The organism is Streptomyces sp. NPDC026538 (assembly GCF_055567535.1).
On sequence record NZ_JBVHQG010000008.1, the window covers coordinates 290,335 to 307,747 of the forward strand.

The following is a 17,413-nucleotide window of genomic DNA, read 5'->3' on the forward strand; positions in this document are numbered from 1 at the left end:
GTTCCCGGCGGGACACCCCGTGCGCGGCGGTGAGCCGAGAACCCGGGTTGTCACTCACTGCGGGGGGGTCGGCTGAGCGGCAGGTCGGCCTGTGGCCTTCGGCGGGGTGGCGGCCGTCGGCGTGACGGCGACCCTGCCGGCACTTCTCCTCGCCGTGACCGAGCGCCCGAACGCGGCCGCGGCCGCCGCGAAATCCGCAGGCTCCCTCGACGAGGCCGGCCAGGCCTGACCACGGTCCACCACCCACAGGTAACAACCAGGCCCCTCCCAAGAAAACACCCCGTCGCTTTCCGGCCACCCGCAATTGACACGCTGAGCCAGTGTTGGCCATGGCTTTCCCCGTCGATCTACGCCGCTGCCAGGTGCTTGGCCTGGCCGGCACCGCCTTCCTTGCCCTGGGAGGTGAGACAGCCGGTGCCCTGCCCGTGGAGGATCTGCTGGCCCCCAGCTCCGTGCAAGCGGCGTTCGGCCTGGTCGGCGTCTACTTCGGCGTCGTGCTCCTGATCGCGGCGTGGCTGCTGCTCGGCCGCCTCGTGCGCAGCGCCGAACCGCCCACCCCGCGGCAGCTGTTGCTGGTCCTCGCCGTCTGGGCGGCCCCGCTGCTGCTGGCGCCCCCCCTGTTCAGCCGGGACGTGTACAGCTACCTCGCGCAGGGCGCCATGGTCGACGCGCACATGGACGTCTACACGTCGGGCCCCGCCCAGCTCGGCGGCCCGCTGGCCGACGAGGTCGCCCCGGTGTGGCAGAACACCGCCGCCCCCTACGGCCCCGCGTTCATGGGCGTGGCCTCGCTGCTGTCCGGGCTGACCCGCGGTGAACTCCCGGCCGGGCTCTTCGGGATGCGGCTGGTCGCCCTGCTCGGCGTCGGCCTGATGGCGGCCGCGCTGCCCCGGCTCGCCCGGCACAGCGGCGCCGACCCGGCCGCCGCGCTGTGGCTCGGCGCCCTCAACCCGCTGGTGCTGCTGCATCTGGTCGCCGGCGCCCACAACGACGCGATCATGCTCGGTCTGCTGGGCCTCGGCCTGGTCGCGGCGCTCGGCCGCTGGCCGTTCCTCGGCGCCGTGCTCGTCACGCTCGCGGCGCTGGTCAAGGCGCCCGCCGCGCTCGGGCTGCTCGCGGTCGTCGTCGTACAGGCGCACAGGGGCCGCAGTCCCGTGCGGGCCACCCTGACGACGGCGATCGCGTCCGGAGCGACGACGGTGGTGGCCACCGCCGTCGCCGGGACGGGGTACGGGTGGATACGGGCACTCGACACGCCCGTCTCCCCGCACAACTGGGCGCTCAGCAGCCTGCTCGGCCGGGCCACGGGCGCGCTCCTCGAACACCTCGGCAGCGATCTGGCGCCGCTCGCCGTCCCGGTCTGGCATCTGCTCGGGCTGGCGCTCACCGCGGTCACCGTGCTGCTGATATGGGTCCGGCTGCGGCCCCGCCCGGTCTACGCCCTCGGCCTCAGCCTGGCCGCGGTCGCCGCCTTCGGGCCGGCGATCCGCCCCTGGTACGCCATCTGGGGCCTGTTCCTGATAGCGGCCGCGGCGCCCAGCACCTCGGTACGGCACCGGGTGGCGGCCGTCACCGGCGTGCTCGCCCTCGCCGTGCTGCCCAGCGGTGGTCCCGCCGACATCGGCCAGCTGGTCCTCGCCGTCTCCGGCGGGGTGCTCGGCGTGGTCGTGCTGTGGCAGGCCCACCAGGCCGCGCAGGCCCCGGCCGTGGGACGTACGGCATGAGAGGCCCGAGGGGACCGCAGACCGACCGGGGGAGGCTGCTGCTCGTCCTGGTCCTGGTCGCCGCCGTGACCGTGTTCACGGCCACCGTGCCGCTGCTGCGCGACTGGTTCGACCTGCGCGTGTACTACGGCACCGTGCACACCTGGGTGCATCACGGCGGCCGGATCTACGACTACCGGGTGCCCGGGACGATGTACGGGTTCACGTATCCGCCGTTCGCCGCCGTCGGCATGCTGCCCATGGCGCTGGTGGGGCTGCACCTGGCCATCGCCGCCTCGCTGCTGCTGAACCTGGCCGCGCTGGCGTTCGTGCTGCGCATCCTGGCCGGTCCCGGCTGGCGGCGCTGGGGCTGGTACCGGTGGGCCCTGGCCCTGTGCGCGCTGGCGTTGTTCGAGCCGTTGCGGGACACCTTCAGCTTCGGCCAGGTGAACCTGGTACTGCTGGCCCTGGTCCTCGCCGACTGCTGCCTGCTGCGCAGCGGGCGGAGCCGCTGGGCCGGGATCGGCATCGGGCTCGCCGCCGCGGTCAAGCTCACTCCCGCGCTGTTCATCGGCATGCTGCTGATCGGCCGCAGGTGGCGTGCGGCCGGTGTCGCCACGGCCGTGGCGCTCGCCGCGACCGGGCTCGCGGCCTGGGCCGACCCGAAGGCGTCCCGCTTCTACTGGACGCAGGCGCTGTGGGACACCAGCAGGGTCGGCCGGCTCGACTACGTCTCGAACCAGTCGTTGCAGGGCGTACTGGCCCGGCTCGGCCATCCGGACAAGCCGCTGTGGGCGATCGTGGCCCTGCTCACGCTGGCCGTGTGGGCGTGGCGGACCCGCAAGGCCGTGACGGCCGGCGACTGGACGGCCGCCTTCGCGCTCACCGGTCTCGCGGCCTGCCTGGTCAGCCCCATCACCTGGGTGCACCACCTGGTGTGGGTGCTGCCGTCGTTCGCGCTGCTGGCCCGCGCCGGGCACCCGCGGATCGCGGGCGCCCTCTACGCGGTGATGTGCACCAGCGTGGTGTGGCTGTGGTTCGACGACGCGTCCGGCATCGACGGGTTCATCGGCAGCAACATCTACACCTGGATCACCCTGGGCCTGCTGCTGGGCCTGCCGGTCGGTCAGTCCCGTCCGGAGCGCTCGCTCCTGAGCCGCAGCGCCAGGGTGACGGCGCCCGCACCGAGTACCGCGAAGCCCGCCGCGATGGCGGTCCCCGACCAGTCCGAGTCGTCCCCCGGCGCCGTGGCCGCCGCCACCGGTACGGTGCTAGGGCCCGGCCGGGGCCGCGGCTTGGCCCGCAGACCGTCCAGCGAGCCCACCGGGTCGACCCGTCCGGCCGCCCCGAAACCCCAGTCGAGCAGCTGACGGGCCTCGTCGTACACGCCGCCGTCCTGGGGGTTCATCACCGTCACGAGGAGGGTGCGCCCGCCGCGCCGGGCGGCGGCGACGAGGGTGTTGCCGGCGTTGCTGGTGTAGCCGTTCTTGATCCCGATCAGGCCGGGGTACCGCCCGACACCGTCCTCGCCGGTCAGCAGCCGGTTGGTGTTCTCGATACCGAACGACCAGCCGGCGCCGTCCGGGAAGCGGGCCTCGGCGGTGGAGCAGTACCGCGCGAAGTCGGGGTTGCGCAGCCCCTCCCGGCCGAACACCGCAAGGTCGAACGCGGAGGAGACCTGCCCCGGTGCGTCGTAGCCGTCGGGGGACTCGACATGGGTGTCGAGGGCGCCCAGGGAGCGGGCGTTGGCCTGCATCCGGGTGACGGTGCGGTCCCAGCCCCCGTCGAGCGCGGCCAGGACGTGCACGGCGTCGTTGCCGGAGCTGAGGAAGACTCCGCGCCACAGGTCGGACACCCGGTAGGTGTGGCCCTCCTCGACGCCGACCAGGCTGCTGCCCTCGGCGACGTCCGCCAGTTCCTCGGACGTCACCCGGTGCTCGAGGTCCGCGGGCAGGACCGGCAGCACGGTGAGCGCGAACAGGGTCTTCAGGGTGCTGGCCGGCGGCAGCTTGCGGTGCGCGTGGTTGGCCGCCAGCACCTGGCCGGTGCCCGCGTCGGCGACCAGCCAGGAGAGTGCGGAGAGCTCAGGCAGTTCCGGGGCCCCGACGTGCGGCCGCACCTGTGTGCCGGAGTGGTAGAGCAGCGACGGCCCCGGCACCACCGCCCTCGGGGGCGGGGCCGGGTCGAGCGCCCCGGTGCCTGCGGCGGCCGTGCCGGGTGTCAGCGCCAGCAGGGCCGCCAGGCAGACGGAGCAGGTCGACACCGCCGCTCGCCGAGGAAATCGGTCAGGGAATCCGATCGTCATATGATCAACGTAGGAACGGAGGCGGTGTACGGCGCGCTGCCTGGGCCGGTCGGGCGCCGTGAGCAACCCGGATGCCGCACGCCGGGCCCCGGTGTGGGCCCACCGGAGGGGTGGCCCCGCCCTCAGCCCGCCGGCAGGGTCGGCTGCACGCGCCGCAGGAAGGTCGCGTTGTCCGGGGTCTCCCGCAGCCGCTCCAGGAGCGTCTCCAGACCGCCCTGGGTGCCCTCGCGGCTCTGCAGGGCCCGGCGCAGTCCGCGTACGGCGGTCAACTCCGCCGGAGCGAGCAGGAGTTCCTCACGGCGGGTGCCGGAGGGGGCGATGTCCACGGCGGGGAAGACCCGCCGGGAGGCCAGCTCGCGGTCCAGGCGCAGCTCCATGTTGCCGGTGCCCTTGAGCTCCTCGAAGAAGTAGCCGTCGGCCCGGGAGCCGGTGTCCACCAGGACGGTGGCCAGGATGGTGAGCGAGCCGCCTTCCTCGGCCTTGCGGGCGGCGCCGAAGAACCGCTTGGGGCCGAGCAGCGCGCCGGCGTCGACACCGCCGCTGAGGGTACGGCCGTTGGAGGCGGCCGCGTTGTTGTGGGCCCGGCACAGCCGGGTCAGGGAGTCCAGGAGGATGACGACGTCCTGGCCGTCCTCGACGAGCCGCTTGGCACGCTCGACGACGAGTTCGGCGAGGGCGATGTGCTCCTTGGCGGGCCGGTCGAAGGTGGAGGCGTACACCTCGCCGCGCACCGAGCGCCGCATGTCGGTGACTTCCTCGGGGCGCTCGTCGAGCAGCAGCACCATCAGATGGCACTCGGGGTGGTTGCCTGCGACGGCGGCCGCGAACTGCTGGAGCAGCACGGTCTTGCCGGTCTTGGGCGGGGCCACGATCAGCCCGCGCTGCCCTTTGCCGACCGGCGCGAACAGGTCCGCGACCCGTCCGGCGAGCCCGGCGGCGGGATGTTCGAGCCGGATCCGCCCGTGCGGGTGCAGCGGGGTCAGATCCCGGAAGTGACGCCGGCCGCGCAGCGCGTCGGGCGTACGGCCGTTGACGCGCGTGATCTCGGTCAGCGTGCGCCGGTCGCCGCGGACGCCCTCGACGAGGTCGCCCTTGCGCAGGCCGTGACGGCGGATCAGCGCCGGGGAGACCTGGAGGTCGGCGGGGGAGGGCAGGCAGTCCGGGGCCCGCAGCTGGCCCTTCCCGCCCGGGTCGATGTCGAGGACACCGGTGACGGGCCGGGCGGCGGCCCGGTCCTGCTGCTGTACAGGGGGTTCGAGTGTGGTGGTCATGAGTGGTGGTCCTTTCGAGGACGGAAGACATGAACGAAGGGGGGAGTGGGCCGCGAGCGGGAGGGCGTGTGCGCAGGCCTCCGTGCGGCGGGGAACGACACCTCGGGAACGGCAGAAGGTCCCAGGTCACGAGGTGGTGCTGAGAAGCCGGTGAGCCGGTCGGAAACGACGGGCGATGCGGCTGGAGGAGTGGAACCGGCACTCGGCGCCCGGCAGTGGGGCGGCCACACGTGCTGCTCGCACTATACCCACGGTTCCACGATCGACAACATGGCACCGGTCACCGATATTCCCGTCCCCGGCGCGCAAGTGACACCGGGTCCCGCCCCCGAGGCCGACGCGCCTGGCCGGGAAACGCACCTTCCCAAGGGCCCGCCGGCGCCTACGATCGGCCGTGTCCGCGTCGTACCGCTGTCAGGAGCCGCTGGTGGAGACCCCGTCCACGCCGCATCGTCCGGACCCCGCCGGCGGCTGCCCGCACGCCGACAACGCCAGGCTGCTGGCGCGCGGTGCCGTGGCCCCGGTCGTGCTGCCCGGTGATGTCGAGGGCATGGTCGTGCTCGGGCACCAGGCGCTCAGGGAGTTCCTCCAGCATCCCGAAGTAGCCAAGGACGCACAGCACTTCACGCGGCTGCGGGAAGGCCGCATCCCCGCGGGCTGGCCGCTGCTGACCTTCGCCACCGTGCGGGGCATGACCACCGCCGACGGCGCCGACCACCGCAGGCTCCGCGGGCTGGTCAGCCGGGCCTTCACCCCGCGCCGGGTCGAGGAACTCCGGCTCAGGATCGAGGAGTTGACAGGAGCCCTGCTCGGCGACCTGGAGCGGGCCGCGGCCGACGGCGACGGTGTCGCCGATCTGCGCCGGCACTTCGCGCTGCCGCTGCCCATGGGCGTGATCGGAGAACTCCTGGGCGTGGAAACCGAGTTCCGTGACCGGCTGCACCACCTGTCCAACCAGGTCGTGGCCACCGACCTCGGACCGGCAGAGGCCGTCGCCGCCAACCGGGAGCTGGTCGCCGTCCTCGCCGCCGTCGCCGCCGCCCGCGCCGAGCGTCCCGGCGACGATCTGACCAGCGCCCTGATCGCCGCCCGGGACGAGGGCGGCGACCGGCTCGATCAGGAGGAGCTGATCGGCACCCTGGTCCTGATGATCATCGCCGGGCACGAGACCACCCTCAACCTGATCACCAACGCCGTGCGCGCCCTGTGCGGCCATCGCGACCAGCTCGAGCTGGTCCGCAAGGGCGACGCGAGCTGGGCGGACGTGGTGGAGGAGACGCTGCGCTGGGACGCGCCGGTCAGCTATTTCCCGTTCCGCTACCCGGTGCGGGACCTGACCGTGGACGGCACGCTGATCCCCGCGGGCACCCCGGTCCTGGCCGGCTACTCCGCCGCCGGACGCGACCCGGCCGCGCACGGCCCGGACGCCGACCGGTTCGACGTCACCCGGCCCGCCCGCCCCGACGCCGTCCGCCATCTCTCCCTCGGGCACGGCGCCCACTACTGTCTGGGCGCCCCGCTGGCCCGGCTGGAGGCCACGGTCGCCCTGGAGCGGCTCTTCGACCGTTTCCCGGCCCTGGACCTCGCCGTCCCCGAGGACGCCCTGGCCCGGCAAGCCGGCTTCGTCGGCAACAGCGTGCGCGCCCTCCCGGTACGGCTGCGGTCCCGGACCGGCGGCTGAGGCGCATACCAGCCATACGGACCCCCGATGGCCCTTCCCCGACGCATTTCCTGTTCTGGCCGTAAGCCCTGCCTACGCTGCCACCACCGCACTTCGGCGGCATGGGACAAGGGACGGTCGTAAGAGGCTGCTGGCGCTCGGTGAACTCCTCAGCGCCCCATCCCAGAACATCACCATGCTCTGGATCGGTCAGGCCCTCGCCGACATCGGCGCCGCCGCCCTGTTCCGAGTTCCCTCGAGGGGTCGTGGCACTGCGGCAGATGTCCGCAATCGATAACGGTCGCGACCGGATGGGGACTTGATGTCGGGTAATGCCTTATCTTCACGACATGTCCACGCCACCGCAGCCGCCGTCCTCTCCGCAGCAGCCGCCGTCGACTCCTCAGCAGCCCCAGCAGCCCTCGGCGCCCCCGCAGCAGCCTTTGCAGCAGCCGGACCAGCCGTCGGCTACACCGCCCCAGCAGCCCCAGCCGACCGCGTACCCGTACCCGAACCCGCAGTCGCCGCCGCAGAACCCCTACGCCCAGCCGACCCTCGTCAACCAGCCCGGGCCGCCGCCGCAACAGGGCACGCAGCAGGGCAACCCCTATGCCGTGCAACCCGGTTACGGCTACCCGCCCGCCGCCGCACCGCCGTCGGCCGGCGGGAACACGGCCGGAAGAGCCGTGCTGTGGGCGGTTCTCGGCGCCGTGGTCGCCTCCGCGGGCTGGGCGGCAGGCCTCTACCTGACCGGCGGTCTCGGGAACGGCGCGGACCTGCGCGGCTACCAGGCGCCCGCGAATCTCTGCTCCAGCGCGGACTACTCCTCGTTCAAGGACGAGTACCCCGTCGACGACTCCTCCCCGACGAAGAACGTGCTGAAGGACCCGGCGCTGGACCAGAGTTACTGCAGTATCAGTCTCAAGAAGACCGGCTCCAGCTACGGGGACGCCTATCTCTCCATACAGGTCGACCTGCACAAGAAGACTGACCCGGGGCCGGAGTTCACGGCCACCTGGAAGAAGTACGGCGACAGCCACACGGACTACGACGTGAGCCCCGTGAGCGGCATCGGCGACGAGGCCTATCTGGTCACGCAGGACACCAGCAACGGCTCCACCACCAGCGGCTCGCGGTACGCCACGCTCGCGGTGCGGGACGGCTGGATGACGTACACCATGTACTACAGCGCGTACTTCTCCTCGTACGACAGCGACACCGACCCGCCGACGCTCGACGACGTGACGGGCTGGCTGAAGACGGACACCAGGTCCACGCTGGAGCAGCTCAAGGACTGACGTTCAGTTCTGGTCGAGGGCGTCGGTGATGGCCTTCACCGGACCGTGCGCCGAGTAGCCGCCGTCGACGGTGATCTCCGCGCCGTTGACGTACGACGCCTCGTCGGAGAGGAGACAGACGACGAGCGCGCCACCTCGTCGACCGTGGCCGGGCGGCCCTGGGCCCGCACTGTCGGCTCCACCTACACGGGCGCCCTGACGCTCACCGTGGCGTGACGCCATCCGGCCGAAGGTGCGGCCCGTCGTACGGGCCGCGCCTTCGCCGTGTCCGGCGGCGGTCACTCCCGTAGGCTGGCCGGATGTTCAGCCCCGATGGCCCGAGTCTCCGCGAGCTCACCGTCCAGGCCCTGTCCTCGGTCGAGCGCGGCTACGACCTGCTGGCCCCGAAGTTCGACCACACCCCCTTCCGGACCTCGGACCGGGTCCTGGAGTCGGTCGCCAAGGCGCTCACCCCGCTCGGCCCGTTCACGGACGGCCTCGACCTGTGCTGCGGTACCGGCGCCGGCCTGGACGTGCTGGCCCAGGTGTGCCGGACCAGCGTCACCGGGGTCGACTTCAGCGCCGGCATGCTCGACATCGCCCGGCGGCTGCCCCCGCCCGACGGGCCGGACGTCCGCTGGGTGCGCGCGGACGCCCGGGTCCTGCCGTTCGGGCCCGCCTTCGACCTGGTCGTCAGCTTCGGGGCGTTCGGGCACTTCCTGCCCCGGGAGCTGCCCGGCCTCTTCGGCCAGGTCCACTCGGTACTGCGGCCGGACGGCACCTTCGCCTTCCCAGTGCCGGCGCCGCCCCGCCCCACCGGCCTCGGGTTCTGGATGCTGCTCGGCTTCGACGCCGTGATGCGGGTGCGCAACGCCCTGTGGCGGCCGCCGTTCGTCATGTACTACCGGGCCTTCCGACTCGGCTTCGTGCTGGAGGAGTTGGAGCGGGCGGGGTTCTCGGTGGAGCTGTGCGCGCTGCCCGATTTCGGCCGGCGCGAGGACGGCAGCCCGCGCGCCCGGCTCGTCGTGGCCAGGAAGGCAAGCGGAGGTCAGCCCGCGGCCGGGACCGTGAACTCGTAGACCAGTGTGTCCTGCTGGGCGTCCACCACGAGGTCGGTGATCTCCAGCGGGCGGGCGTACTGGTCGTGCACCCGGCGGGTCACCAGGACCGAGGCCGCGTCCGCGACCTGGCTGATCGAGTCCCGGTGGTGCAGGGTGAGGCCGGCCTTGCGCATCCAGTCGTAGGCCCGGCGCAGTTGGGCGGCGGCCGTACCGTCGGCCCGGTCCCGGTAGCGGCCGAGTTCCTCGACCTCGGTCAGGGCGACGGCCGAGAAGGAGGTCACCGCGGTGCGCAGGGCGCGGCCGTCGGGGGAGGCGGACTCGTAGCGGTGGACCAGGGTCGGCCGGTGCGGGGCGAGGCCGAGTGCCGCCGCGTGCTGCGGCGGTGGCTCCTCCCAGGTCACCGTGGCGCGGTCGACCGCGCCGTGCTCCGTGGCCCCGGCGCCCACCGGGAACGCCAGGGAGACCGGGCTCTCCACCGGCCGGCCGTGCAGCCTGGCGTGACTGCCGCGCCGGTCGGTGGCGACCAGGCCGCTGTGGCGCAGCACCTCCAGCGCCTGCCGGACGGTCTCCCGGCTGACGCCGAAGTGCTGTGCCAACTGCCTTTCCCCCGGCAGCCGTTCACCCGGCGGGATGGTACCGGCGCGCAGCTCGCCGAGCAGCTGTGCGGCGATCCGCCCGTACAGGGGCTGCCCTTCGCTGTCGCAGTGGTCGTGCTGGGTGGTGCGGACCATGCCGCGCCTCCTGTTGGTGACAAGACGTAGCCGTGCGGGCTCATTGCGCGACCAGATCTAGCATTGGTCTAAACCATCAGGGAAGGGCGGCTCGCAGGTTCGGCCGAAACCGAACCGGCCTCACAGGCTCGCGTAGAGGGCGTTCACCAGGGCCGTCTTCCGGGGATCATCCGCGATCCGTGGCCCCATCCGGTTCATCACGTACCCCAGCGAAACCCCTGCCTCCGGATCGGCCAGCCCGCACGAACCGCCGAACCCGTCGTGGCCGAATGCCCGCGGGTTCGGTCCGTAGGAGCCGTTCGCCCCACTCAGCCACAGGCCGAGCGCCACCTCGGTCTCGTGCGCGAAACCCGCCCCGAGCACCAGGTCACGGCAGCTGCCCTGCCCCTCGCGCACTCGCTCGGCCGCCTCCGGCGACAGCAGACGCAGGCCGCCGTACTCGCCCCGGCCCGCGAACACGCCGTACAGCGCGGCCACCGCCCGGGCCGTGCCGTGACCGTTGGCCGCCGGGATCTCGGCCGCCCGCCACTGCGGTGTGTTCGCCGCGGACGCGCCCACCCCGGGGTTGGCCAGGGCCGCCACCGCGGCCGGCGCCAACTGGCTGAAGATCGCGGCCTGTTCACTGTCGGACATGACCCGTGGATGGTCCAGTACCGCCGCCCGCCCGGACTCCTTCTCCGGCAGCCCGACGGTGAAGTCGATGCCCAGCGGCCCGGTCACCTCCCGCTCCAGGAACGCCCCCGGCAGCAGGCCCGACACCCGCCGCACCACCTCGCCGACCAGGAAGCCGTAGGTCAGCGCGTGATATCCGGACCGGGTGCCCGGCTCCCACCAGGGCTCCGTCGCCGCCAGCCGGGCGGTCGTGAGCTCCCAGTCGTACAGCTGCTCGAGCGAGTGCGGCTCGCGCAGGCCGGACAGTCCGGCGCGGTGCGAGAGCAGATGCCGGACGAGGACCCGTTCCTTGCCCGCCGCCGCGAACTCGGGCCAGTAGTCGGCCACCGGCGCGTCGAGGTCCAGCAGCCCCCGGTCGGCGAGGATGTGCGCGCACAGGGCCACCGGGCCCTTGGTCGTCGACCAGACGTTCACCAGGGTGTCCCGCTCCCACGGCCGGTCGCGCCCCGGGTCCGCCCAGCCGCCCCACAGATCCACGACCGTCTCGCCGTCGACCGTCACCGCCACGGCGGCGCCCAGTTCCTCCCGGTCCCGGAAGTTCTCCTCGAAGGCCTCCCGCACCGCCGCGAAACGCGGCTCGCAGTGACCGTGGACCGGTGGCTCGTGCTCGGACATGCGTCCTCCGTCGTACGCCGGAAAAACCCGGACCGCGACGCTGCGGCCCGGGCACCCTGAACGTACCGACTGGTCGGACTGGAGGGAAGGTCAGTGGCGGAAGAGACCCCCGTACGGCTCCTGGTGCCCCTCAGCGGTGTGCCAGTAGTCGCGGCTCTCCACCGCCAGACCCCGCCCGTCGAAACGCACGAACACACACCCGGCCAGCGTGACCGCCGTACCGCTCTCCTCGGAGAACACCCGGAACTCGGCCACCGCGACCCCGTCCGGCCCGACCAGGGGTGCGGAGAACCGCACGTCCGTCACCCGTTCCCCTTCGAACGACCAGCGCAGATACGCGGCGAGCGCGTCCCGGCCCCGGTGCGGCTCGCGGAACGGCATCGAGCGGTGCGCGCACTCCTCGGCGTACAGGGTGAGCAGCAGGTCCACGTCGTGCGCGGACCAGCCCCGCTCCCAGGCCCGGACGAACCGTTCGGCGGCCTCGCGCGTGTCCATCTCCGGCGCTCCTCCGGCTCTCAGGCGTAGGTGCGAAGCCAGCTCAGCTTCGCCGCCTCGTGGTACGGACCGCCGCCCTCGTGGTCGTTGAAGTCGTACACCTCGATCTCCTTGTCCTCGTGCGCCCAGGCGTTGAAGGCCGAGAACACCGTGGACGGCGGGCAGGTCTGGTCCTCCAGGGCCGCCGAGAACAGCGCCGGGGCCCGGCCGCGCGCCGCGAAGTGCACACCGTCGAAGTAGGACAGAGTGCGCTGGACGTCCGCCGAGCGGCCGCGGTGCGTCTTGAGGAACAGGGCGATCTCGCGGTACGGGTGACGGTCCGTCAGGGAGACGGCGCGCGGGAAGTCGCACAGGAACGGCACGTCCGGCGCCACCGCGACCAGGTCCGGCACCAGGCCGCCGACCGCGATGGTGATCCCGCCGCCCTGGCTGGCCCCGAGCGCCACCGTCCGCGCCGCGTCGGTCAGCGGGTGCGAGCGGGCCGCCTCGATCGCCCGGACCGCGTCGGTGTACACCCGGCGGTAGTAGTAGTTCTCCGGCGCGTCGATGCCCCGCGTCATGAACCCGGGGAACGCCGGCGCGCCGCCCACCGGGTCGGCGGTGCCGCCCCCGCCGCCCCAGGCGCTGCCCTGGCCGCGGGTGTCCATCACGAAGTGCGCCCGCCCGGTCGACGCCCACAGCAGGTTCTCGTGCGCCAGGCCGCGCCCGCCGCCGTAGCCGATGAACTCGACGATCAGCGGCAGCGGTCCGGTGGCCCCGGCCGGCAGCCGCAGCCAGCCCTTGACCGGGTGGCCGCCGAAACCGGCGAACGTCACGTCGTACACGTCGACCGTGGACAGCCCGGTGTCGACCGGCTCGAAGCGGGCGTCGAGATCGTGCTCGCGAGCCTCCTGAAGCGTCTTGGACCAGAAGGCGTCGAAGTCCTCGGGCGCCACCGACGCACTGCGGTGCTCACGGAGTTCGTCGAAGGGAAGGTCGAACAGAGCCATCAACAACCGCCTTTGGCGAAGGGATCGTGCGGATGATCACACCGTACGTCGGTCATCGGACCAGTCGCCAGGCTTCCGCACCACCCGGCGCCTACCGTGAGCCCCTGCCCTCGGCCGTCGATCCGCTGGTCAGAGGCGCCAGCCGCTCGTCGACGACGACGCCCGGGAGCTCCCGGGCGGCCGGGCCGCCGGCACAGGTGGTCGGGTCACCGCGGCTGCGGATGCGGATGCTGCTGCGAGTGCGGGGTGGTGCGGGGTGGGGTGCGGACGTCGTACGCGGACAGCGCGGCAGGGGATCTGCGGGGCGGGGGTCTCCGGGGGCTCAGGCGCGTCCGCGGGTCCAGTCCGGGCCGGTGCGGGCCCACTCCTGCTCCCACTCGGCGAGCCGGTGCCGCAGCGCGACCCGGCGGACGACACCGTGGCCGAGCAGTACCACGGCCGCGGCGCCGCCCGTCCCGCACAGGCCCACGGTGACCGTGTGCTGCCAGACGGCGACCTCGTCGGGCGGCGGGGCGACACCGTGCCCCCGACGGTCGAACCACACGTCCACGGTGTCACCGGCCCGGGTCCCGGCCGGTACCCGGGCCAGGACGGTCTTCGTCCCCTTGCCGGGTTCGGTCCAGCGGACGTCCGTCTGATAGGCGTGCTCCCGGTCGCCGCCCTCCGCCGTCGGGAGCTGCTCCGGCGTGCTCCCGACGACCACCGCCCGGACCATGTGCCGCTCGGCCCGCTCCACCGTCGCCACCGACCGCGCCCGCTCATGGGCCCACAGCCCCGCCACCGCCCCCACCAGGGGCGCACCCACGCACAACAGGACCGCCACGGACAGCGCGATCCATGCCTCCACCAGGTCGGACCTGCGCCGCAGCGGGTTGTGCCGCCAGCGCCAGCCACGCACTCGGGTACGCATGTCGACCTCCTCGCCGCCACGGGAGCCGTAGGGCCGGACAGCCGGTCCGCAGCTCCCAGCGTGCCCCCCTTGCACGCGAGCGTCCACACCGATCTGTTACCCCGTACGGAGTACCTGGCCCACCTGCCGGAGCCACCAGGGCGACACCGGCCGAAGCGCACGTTCCGCCACGCGCCGCGTGCCCGTCCCCGGCGCCCCGGCCCGCCCGGCCGGCACGCCCCCCAGCAGGCCCTCCACCAGGCCGCCGGGCAGGCCGCTCTTCGGCCGATCCGCTCGGTCCGGCCCAGGTCAGGACCCCGATCATTGCGGCCGTATGAACGATTCGAGGGCACGGGAATAGCGGCCGGACGATCGTCCTTGGCCCAGAGTGCCGGTACCGGGACACCGGTGACAGCATCCGAGAGCGAGGAAGAACGATGCCCAAGGCGTACGTCTACACCAGCCACGGCGGGCCCGAGACCGAGGCCTTCGCCGATGTGGACCGGCCCGTTCCCGGCCCCGGTGAACTGCTGGTCGCGGTGCGGGCGGCGGGGGTCAACCCCGTCGACTGGAAGCTGCGCACCGGCTTCCGTCGCCCGGGCGAGGGCGAGGCGCGCTTCCCGGTCGTGCTCGGCAGCGAGGCCGCCGGAGTGGTGGAGGAGCTCGGCGACGGCGTGACCGGGTTCGCCGTCGGCGACGAGGTCTTCGGCAACACGCCCGCCGGCGCGTTCGCCGAGTACGCCTTGCTGACGGCGTCCGTGACGGCGCACAAGCCGGCCGCGCTGTCCTTCACCGACGCCGCCACCCTGCCGGTCGCCGCGGCCACCGCCTACGACGGGGTACGCCAGCTCGACCTGCCCGAGGGCGCCACCCTGCTGGTCACCGGCGCGGGCGGCGGAGTCGGCGCGGCGGCGGTGCAGATCGCCCGCGCCTGGGGGCTGCGGGTCGTGGGCCTGGCGAGCGAGGCCAAGAAGGACTTCGTCGAATCGCTCGGCGCCGTGCACGTGCCCTCCGGGCCCGGCCTGGCGGAGCGGGTGCGGGCCGCCGCGCCCCGGGGCGTGGACGCGGTGTACGACCTGGTCGGCGGCGAGGTGCTCGCCGAGGCGGCCGATCTGCTCGCCGACCGCACCAAGCTGATCACCGCGGGCGCCGCCCCGGACACCGTCGCCGCGCTGGGCGGCAGCCGGGTCGAACGCGCCCGTACCGCGGCCGTTCTCGACGAGGTGGCCGAACTGGTCGTCGGCGGCGAGCTCGACCCGCAGGTGTCGCGGACCTTCCCGCTCGACGAGGCCGGCCAGGCGCTGCGCACCGTCGAGGACGGGCACGCGCGCGGCAAGGTCGTGATCGAGGTCGCCGCATGAGCATCCCGACTCCCCGCGAGAGCGCGCCGCACATCCTGGACAACCCCGCTCTCGCCTCGCTCACCGGCCCGCACGCCCTCTTCGCCGAACGGCGCGGACGGATCCTGCGCTACCCGGTCGACGTCTCCCCGTGGCTGGCGCTGCCCGACGAGCCCGACGCCGACGACTGGGCCGATCTCGCCGCCCTGGCCGGGCCCGGCACGGAGGTCGGACTGCCCGGCTACCGCGGCGACCTCCCGGACGGCTGGGAACTCACCATGAACATCGCGGGCGTGCAGCTGGTCGACGAGGGCATGGACGCCGTCCCGGAGCCGCAGGCGATCCGCCTCGGCCCGGCCGACGTACCCGAGATCCTCGACCTGATCGAGCGCACCCGGCCGGGCCCCTTCCTGCCCCGCACCATCGAGCTCGGCACCTACCTGGGCATCCGCCGGGACGGCAGGCTGATCGCGATGGCGGGGGAGCGGCTGCACCCGCCGGGCTGGACCGAGATCAGCGCGGTCTGCACCGACCCGGCGTACCGGGGCGAGGGCCTGGCGACCCGGCTGATCCGCGCGGTCGCGTACGGCATCCGGGCCCGCGGCGAGACCCCGTTCCTGCACACCAGCGCGGGGAACGCCACCGCGATCCGGCTGTACGAGTCCCTGGGCTTCCGGCTGCGCCGCCGTACCGCCTTCCTCGCGGCCCGGGTGCCGCAGACGCTCGGTCAGTCCTCGCCGGTGCCCGCCGACGTACCGGCGTTGTAGCGCTCCAGGTATCCGGCGAACCTGACCAGGTCCTCCTCCGGCCAGTCCGCCAGCCGCTCCCGGAACGCGGCCCGGCGGCTGCCCGTGACCTGGGCCAGGATCTCCTGGCCTGCCGCAGTGAGATGCAGTACCTGGACCCGGTGGTCCTCCGGGTCCAGGCGCCGCTCGATCAGCCCCGCCCGCTCCAGCGCCCCCACCTGCCGGCTGACCGTCGACTTGTCCAGCGCGTAGTGCGCGGCGAGGTCGGTCGCCCGGCAGCCGCCGCGCTCCTCCAGATGCCCGAGGAGTGTGTACGACACCAGCGACAGCTCGGGGTGCATGCGTCCGGCGGACGCCCGGGCCCGGCGCGCGAAGGCCGTCATCTCGCGCTGGATGGTCTCGACAGCCACCTCGGCGGCCGTCATGGGAGGACCTTCGACGGCGGCACCTGCCCCAGCAACACCCTCATGGGAATACCTCCTCCGACGTTCTAGTTGTATAGTACAACTTGAATGTGAGTTGTATAAGCCAACCAGTTTGGCCGGAAGATCCAGTAGACCGGAAGATCCGGAAGATATGGAGGTCGTACGCGATGAGGTCACCGGCACTGCGCCATGTGCTCACGCACCTGATCACCCCGCTGCTGATGTGCCTGGGCATGGGACTGGCGTACCTGGGTGCGTTCGTCCACCCGGCGCCCCACCAGATGCCCGTCGCCGTGATCGGCGCCGGACCGAAGGCGAAGGTGTTCGCGCAGACCGTCAAGGACACCGCCGGTGACCAGCTCGACGTCCGTACCGTCCCGACCCGCGCCGCGGCCGTCGACCTGCTGATGTCCCGGACCGTCACCGGCGCCTATGTGCCGAGCGCCAAGGCACCCGAGCTGATCGTCGCCAGTGCCGCCTCCGACATGGACGCCACCGCCGTCGAGAAGGTCTTCACCCCCGTCGCCGCCCAGGAGGATGCCCCGCTCAAGGTCACCGACGTGGCCCGGCCGGTCGCCGACGACCCCACGGGACAGGGCCTGTTCTTCCTGCTCATCGCGGTGAGCATCGGCTCCTACGCCTCGGTCGCCGCCCTCGGCGCGGCCGGCGGAACGCTCCCCATGCGGATCCGCGCCCTGCTCGCACTCGGCGTCTCCGCCGTCGTCAGCGGCATCGGCGCACTCCTCGCCGGACCGGTGTTCCACCTCGCCCGCCACGACCTGGCCGGCGTCTGGGGCATGGCGTGGCTCTACTCGGCGGGCATCCTGCTCATCGGCGTCGGGCTGCACACCTTCCTGAAGCGGTGGACCACGCTGGCCATGATGGTGCTCTTCGTGATGCTCAACTTCACCAGCTCCGGCGGGTTGTTCCGGCCCGACCTGCAGAACGGGTTCTTCGGCACCCTGCACGCCTTCTGGAACGGCGCCGGCTTCGTCGAGGGCGTCCGCAGCCTGCTCTACTTCGGCGACGACGGCCTGGGCCACCACGTGTGGACCCTAGCGGTCTGGCTGCTGGCCGGCCTCGCGGTCACCGCTCTCGCGGCGGTGTACGAACGGGCCAAGGCCCCGGCCGCGAGCCTGGTCGTACCGGACTCGCCCGCCGGGCTCACGGCGCAGGTGGCCGAGGCCGACGCGGAGGCGGAGGAATCGGTCGGCGTGTGACCGTCGGAACGGCG

At 73.1% G+C, this 17,413-nt stretch carries 17 protein-coding genes and 1 pseudogene; 9 read left to right on the forward strand and 9 right to left on the reverse strand.

Annotated features, from left to right (window positions below; translation table 11 throughout):
* Positions 1 to 91 precede the first annotated feature (91 nt).
* From ACZ4N4_RS30885 to ACZ4N4_RS30895, 3 genes are all read left to right on the forward strand, one after another.
* Positions 92 to 229, forward strand: coding sequence for a hypothetical protein (locus tag ACZ4N4_RS30885; RefSeq protein ID WP_453564379.1), 138 nt, complete (start codon positions 92 to 94; stop codon positions 227 to 229).
* Positions 230 to 329: 100 nt separating this feature from the next.
* Positions 330 to 1,724: a polyprenol phosphomannose-dependent alpha 1,6 mannosyltransferase MptB gene (gene mptB / locus ACZ4N4_RS30890; RefSeq protein ID WP_467594911.1), complete on the forward strand. Its 1,395-nt coding sequence runs from the start codon at positions 330 to 332 to the stop codon at positions 1,722 to 1,724.
* On the forward strand, positions 1,721 to 3,073 hold the full coding sequence (locus ACZ4N4_RS30895; RefSeq protein WP_467594914.1) for a glycosyltransferase family 87 protein: 1,353 nt from the start codon (positions 1,721 to 1,723) through the stop codon (positions 3,071 to 3,073). Before mptB ends, ACZ4N4_RS30895 begins: the two co-directional genes overlap by 4 nt.
* Before the next feature lie 89 nt (positions 3,074 to 3,162).
* Here the strand turns inward: ACZ4N4_RS30895 and ACZ4N4_RS30900 are convergent.
* Positions 3,163 to 4,008: pseudogene (locus ACZ4N4_RS30900) on the reverse strand (D-alanyl-D-alanine carboxypeptidase family protein); the annotation flags it as partial.
* A 122-nt stretch (positions 4,009 to 4,130) separates the two neighbouring features.
* Positions 4,131 to 5,279, reverse strand: coding sequence for a transcription termination factor Rho (gene rho / locus ACZ4N4_RS30905; RefSeq protein WP_467594916.1), 1,149 nt, complete (start codon positions 5,277 to 5,279; stop codon positions 4,131 to 4,133).
* 427 nt (positions 5,280 to 5,706) lie between these two features.
* On the opposite strand from rho, the gene ACZ4N4_RS30910 reads away from it, so the two are divergent.
* On the forward strand, positions 5,707 to 6,960 hold the full coding sequence (locus ACZ4N4_RS30910) for a cytochrome P450 family protein (RefSeq protein WP_467594919.1): 1,254 nt from the start codon (positions 5,707 to 5,709) through the stop codon (positions 6,958 to 6,960).
* Positions 6,961 to 7,289: 329 nt separating this feature from the next.
* Positions 7,290 to 8,237, forward strand: a complete 948-nt coding sequence (locus tag ACZ4N4_RS30915; protein ID WP_467594922.1) for a hypothetical protein — start codon at positions 7,290 to 7,292, stop codon at positions 8,235 to 8,237.
* 3 nt (positions 8,238 to 8,240) lie between these two features.
* On the opposite strand, the gene ACZ4N4_RS30920 is transcribed toward ACZ4N4_RS30915, so the two are convergent.
* A complete protein-coding gene (locus tag ACZ4N4_RS30920; RefSeq protein ID WP_467594925.1) occupies positions 8,241 to 8,519 on the reverse strand; it encodes a hypothetical protein in 279 nt (92 codons plus the stop codon).
* Between the two features lie 17 nt (positions 8,520 to 8,536).
* Here ACZ4N4_RS30920 and ACZ4N4_RS30925 point away from each other — a divergent pair, with 17 nt between their 5' ends.
* Complete coding sequence (locus tag ACZ4N4_RS30925; RefSeq protein ID WP_467594928.1) at positions 8,537 to 9,295, forward strand: class I SAM-dependent methyltransferase; 759 nt, start codon at positions 8,537 to 8,539, stop codon at positions 9,293 to 9,295.
* Here ACZ4N4_RS30925 and ACZ4N4_RS30930 read toward each other — a convergent pair.
* The 5 genes from ACZ4N4_RS30930 to ACZ4N4_RS30950 all read right to left on the reverse strand — a co-directional run bounded on the left by ACZ4N4_RS30930 (position 9,265) and on the right by ACZ4N4_RS30950 (position 13,689).
* On the reverse strand, positions 9,265 to 10,008 hold the full coding sequence (locus ACZ4N4_RS30930; RefSeq protein WP_453564397.1) for a GntR family transcriptional regulator: 744 nt from the start codon (positions 10,006 to 10,008) through the stop codon (positions 9,265 to 9,267). The genes ACZ4N4_RS30925 and ACZ4N4_RS30930 overlap by 31 nt on opposite strands.
* Positions 10,009 to 10,128: 120 nt before the next feature.
* Positions 10,129 to 11,295, reverse strand: coding sequence for a serine hydrolase domain-containing protein (locus ACZ4N4_RS30935; RefSeq protein ID WP_467594931.1), 1,167 nt, complete (start codon positions 11,293 to 11,295; stop codon positions 10,129 to 10,131).
* Between the two features lie 90 nt (positions 11,296 to 11,385).
* The gene (locus tag ACZ4N4_RS30940; RefSeq protein WP_467594933.1) at positions 11,386 to 11,790 is read right to left on the reverse strand and encodes a nuclear transport factor 2 family protein; all 405 of its coding nucleotides are present in this window, start codon (positions 11,788 to 11,790) and stop codon (positions 11,386 to 11,388) included.
* 20 nt (positions 11,791 to 11,810) lie between these two features.
* Positions 11,811 to 12,779, reverse strand: a complete 969-nt coding sequence (locus ACZ4N4_RS30945; RefSeq protein ID WP_453380847.1) for an acetylxylan esterase — start codon at positions 12,777 to 12,779, stop codon at positions 11,811 to 11,813.
* A gap of 322 nt (positions 12,780 to 13,101) precedes the next feature.
* Entirely contained in the window at positions 13,102 to 13,689 is a 588-nt protein-coding gene (locus ACZ4N4_RS30950) for an Rv1733c family protein (protein WP_453564407.1), read from the reverse strand.
* A 416-nt stretch (positions 13,690 to 14,105) separates the two neighbouring features.
* On the opposite strand from ACZ4N4_RS30950, the gene ACZ4N4_RS30955 reads away from it, so the two are divergent.
* Together ACZ4N4_RS30955 and ACZ4N4_RS30960 are read left to right on the forward strand one after the other, a co-directional pair.
* A complete protein-coding gene (locus ACZ4N4_RS30955; protein ID WP_467594938.1) occupies positions 14,106 to 15,029 on the forward strand; it encodes an NADP-dependent oxidoreductase in 924 nt (307 codons plus the stop codon).
* A complete protein-coding gene (locus ACZ4N4_RS30960) occupies positions 15,026 to 15,775 on the forward strand; it encodes a GNAT family N-acetyltransferase (RefSeq protein ID WP_467594940.1) in 750 nt (249 codons plus the stop codon). Before ACZ4N4_RS30955 ends, ACZ4N4_RS30960 begins: the two co-directional genes overlap by 4 nt.
* Here ACZ4N4_RS30960 and ACZ4N4_RS30965 read toward each other — a convergent pair.
* Entirely contained in the window at positions 15,736 to 16,179 is a 444-nt protein-coding gene (locus ACZ4N4_RS30965) for a MarR family winged helix-turn-helix transcriptional regulator (RefSeq protein WP_467594943.1), read from the reverse strand. The genes ACZ4N4_RS30960 and ACZ4N4_RS30965 overlap by 40 nt on opposite strands.
* Positions 16,180 to 16,346: 167 nt before the next feature.
* Between ACZ4N4_RS30965 and ACZ4N4_RS30970 the strand changes: the two genes are divergently transcribed.
* Entirely contained in the window at positions 16,347 to 17,399 is a 1,053-nt protein-coding gene (locus tag ACZ4N4_RS30970; RefSeq protein WP_467594945.1) for an ABC-2 transporter permease, read from the forward strand.
* Positions 17,400 to 17,413: the final 14 nt, after the last annotated feature.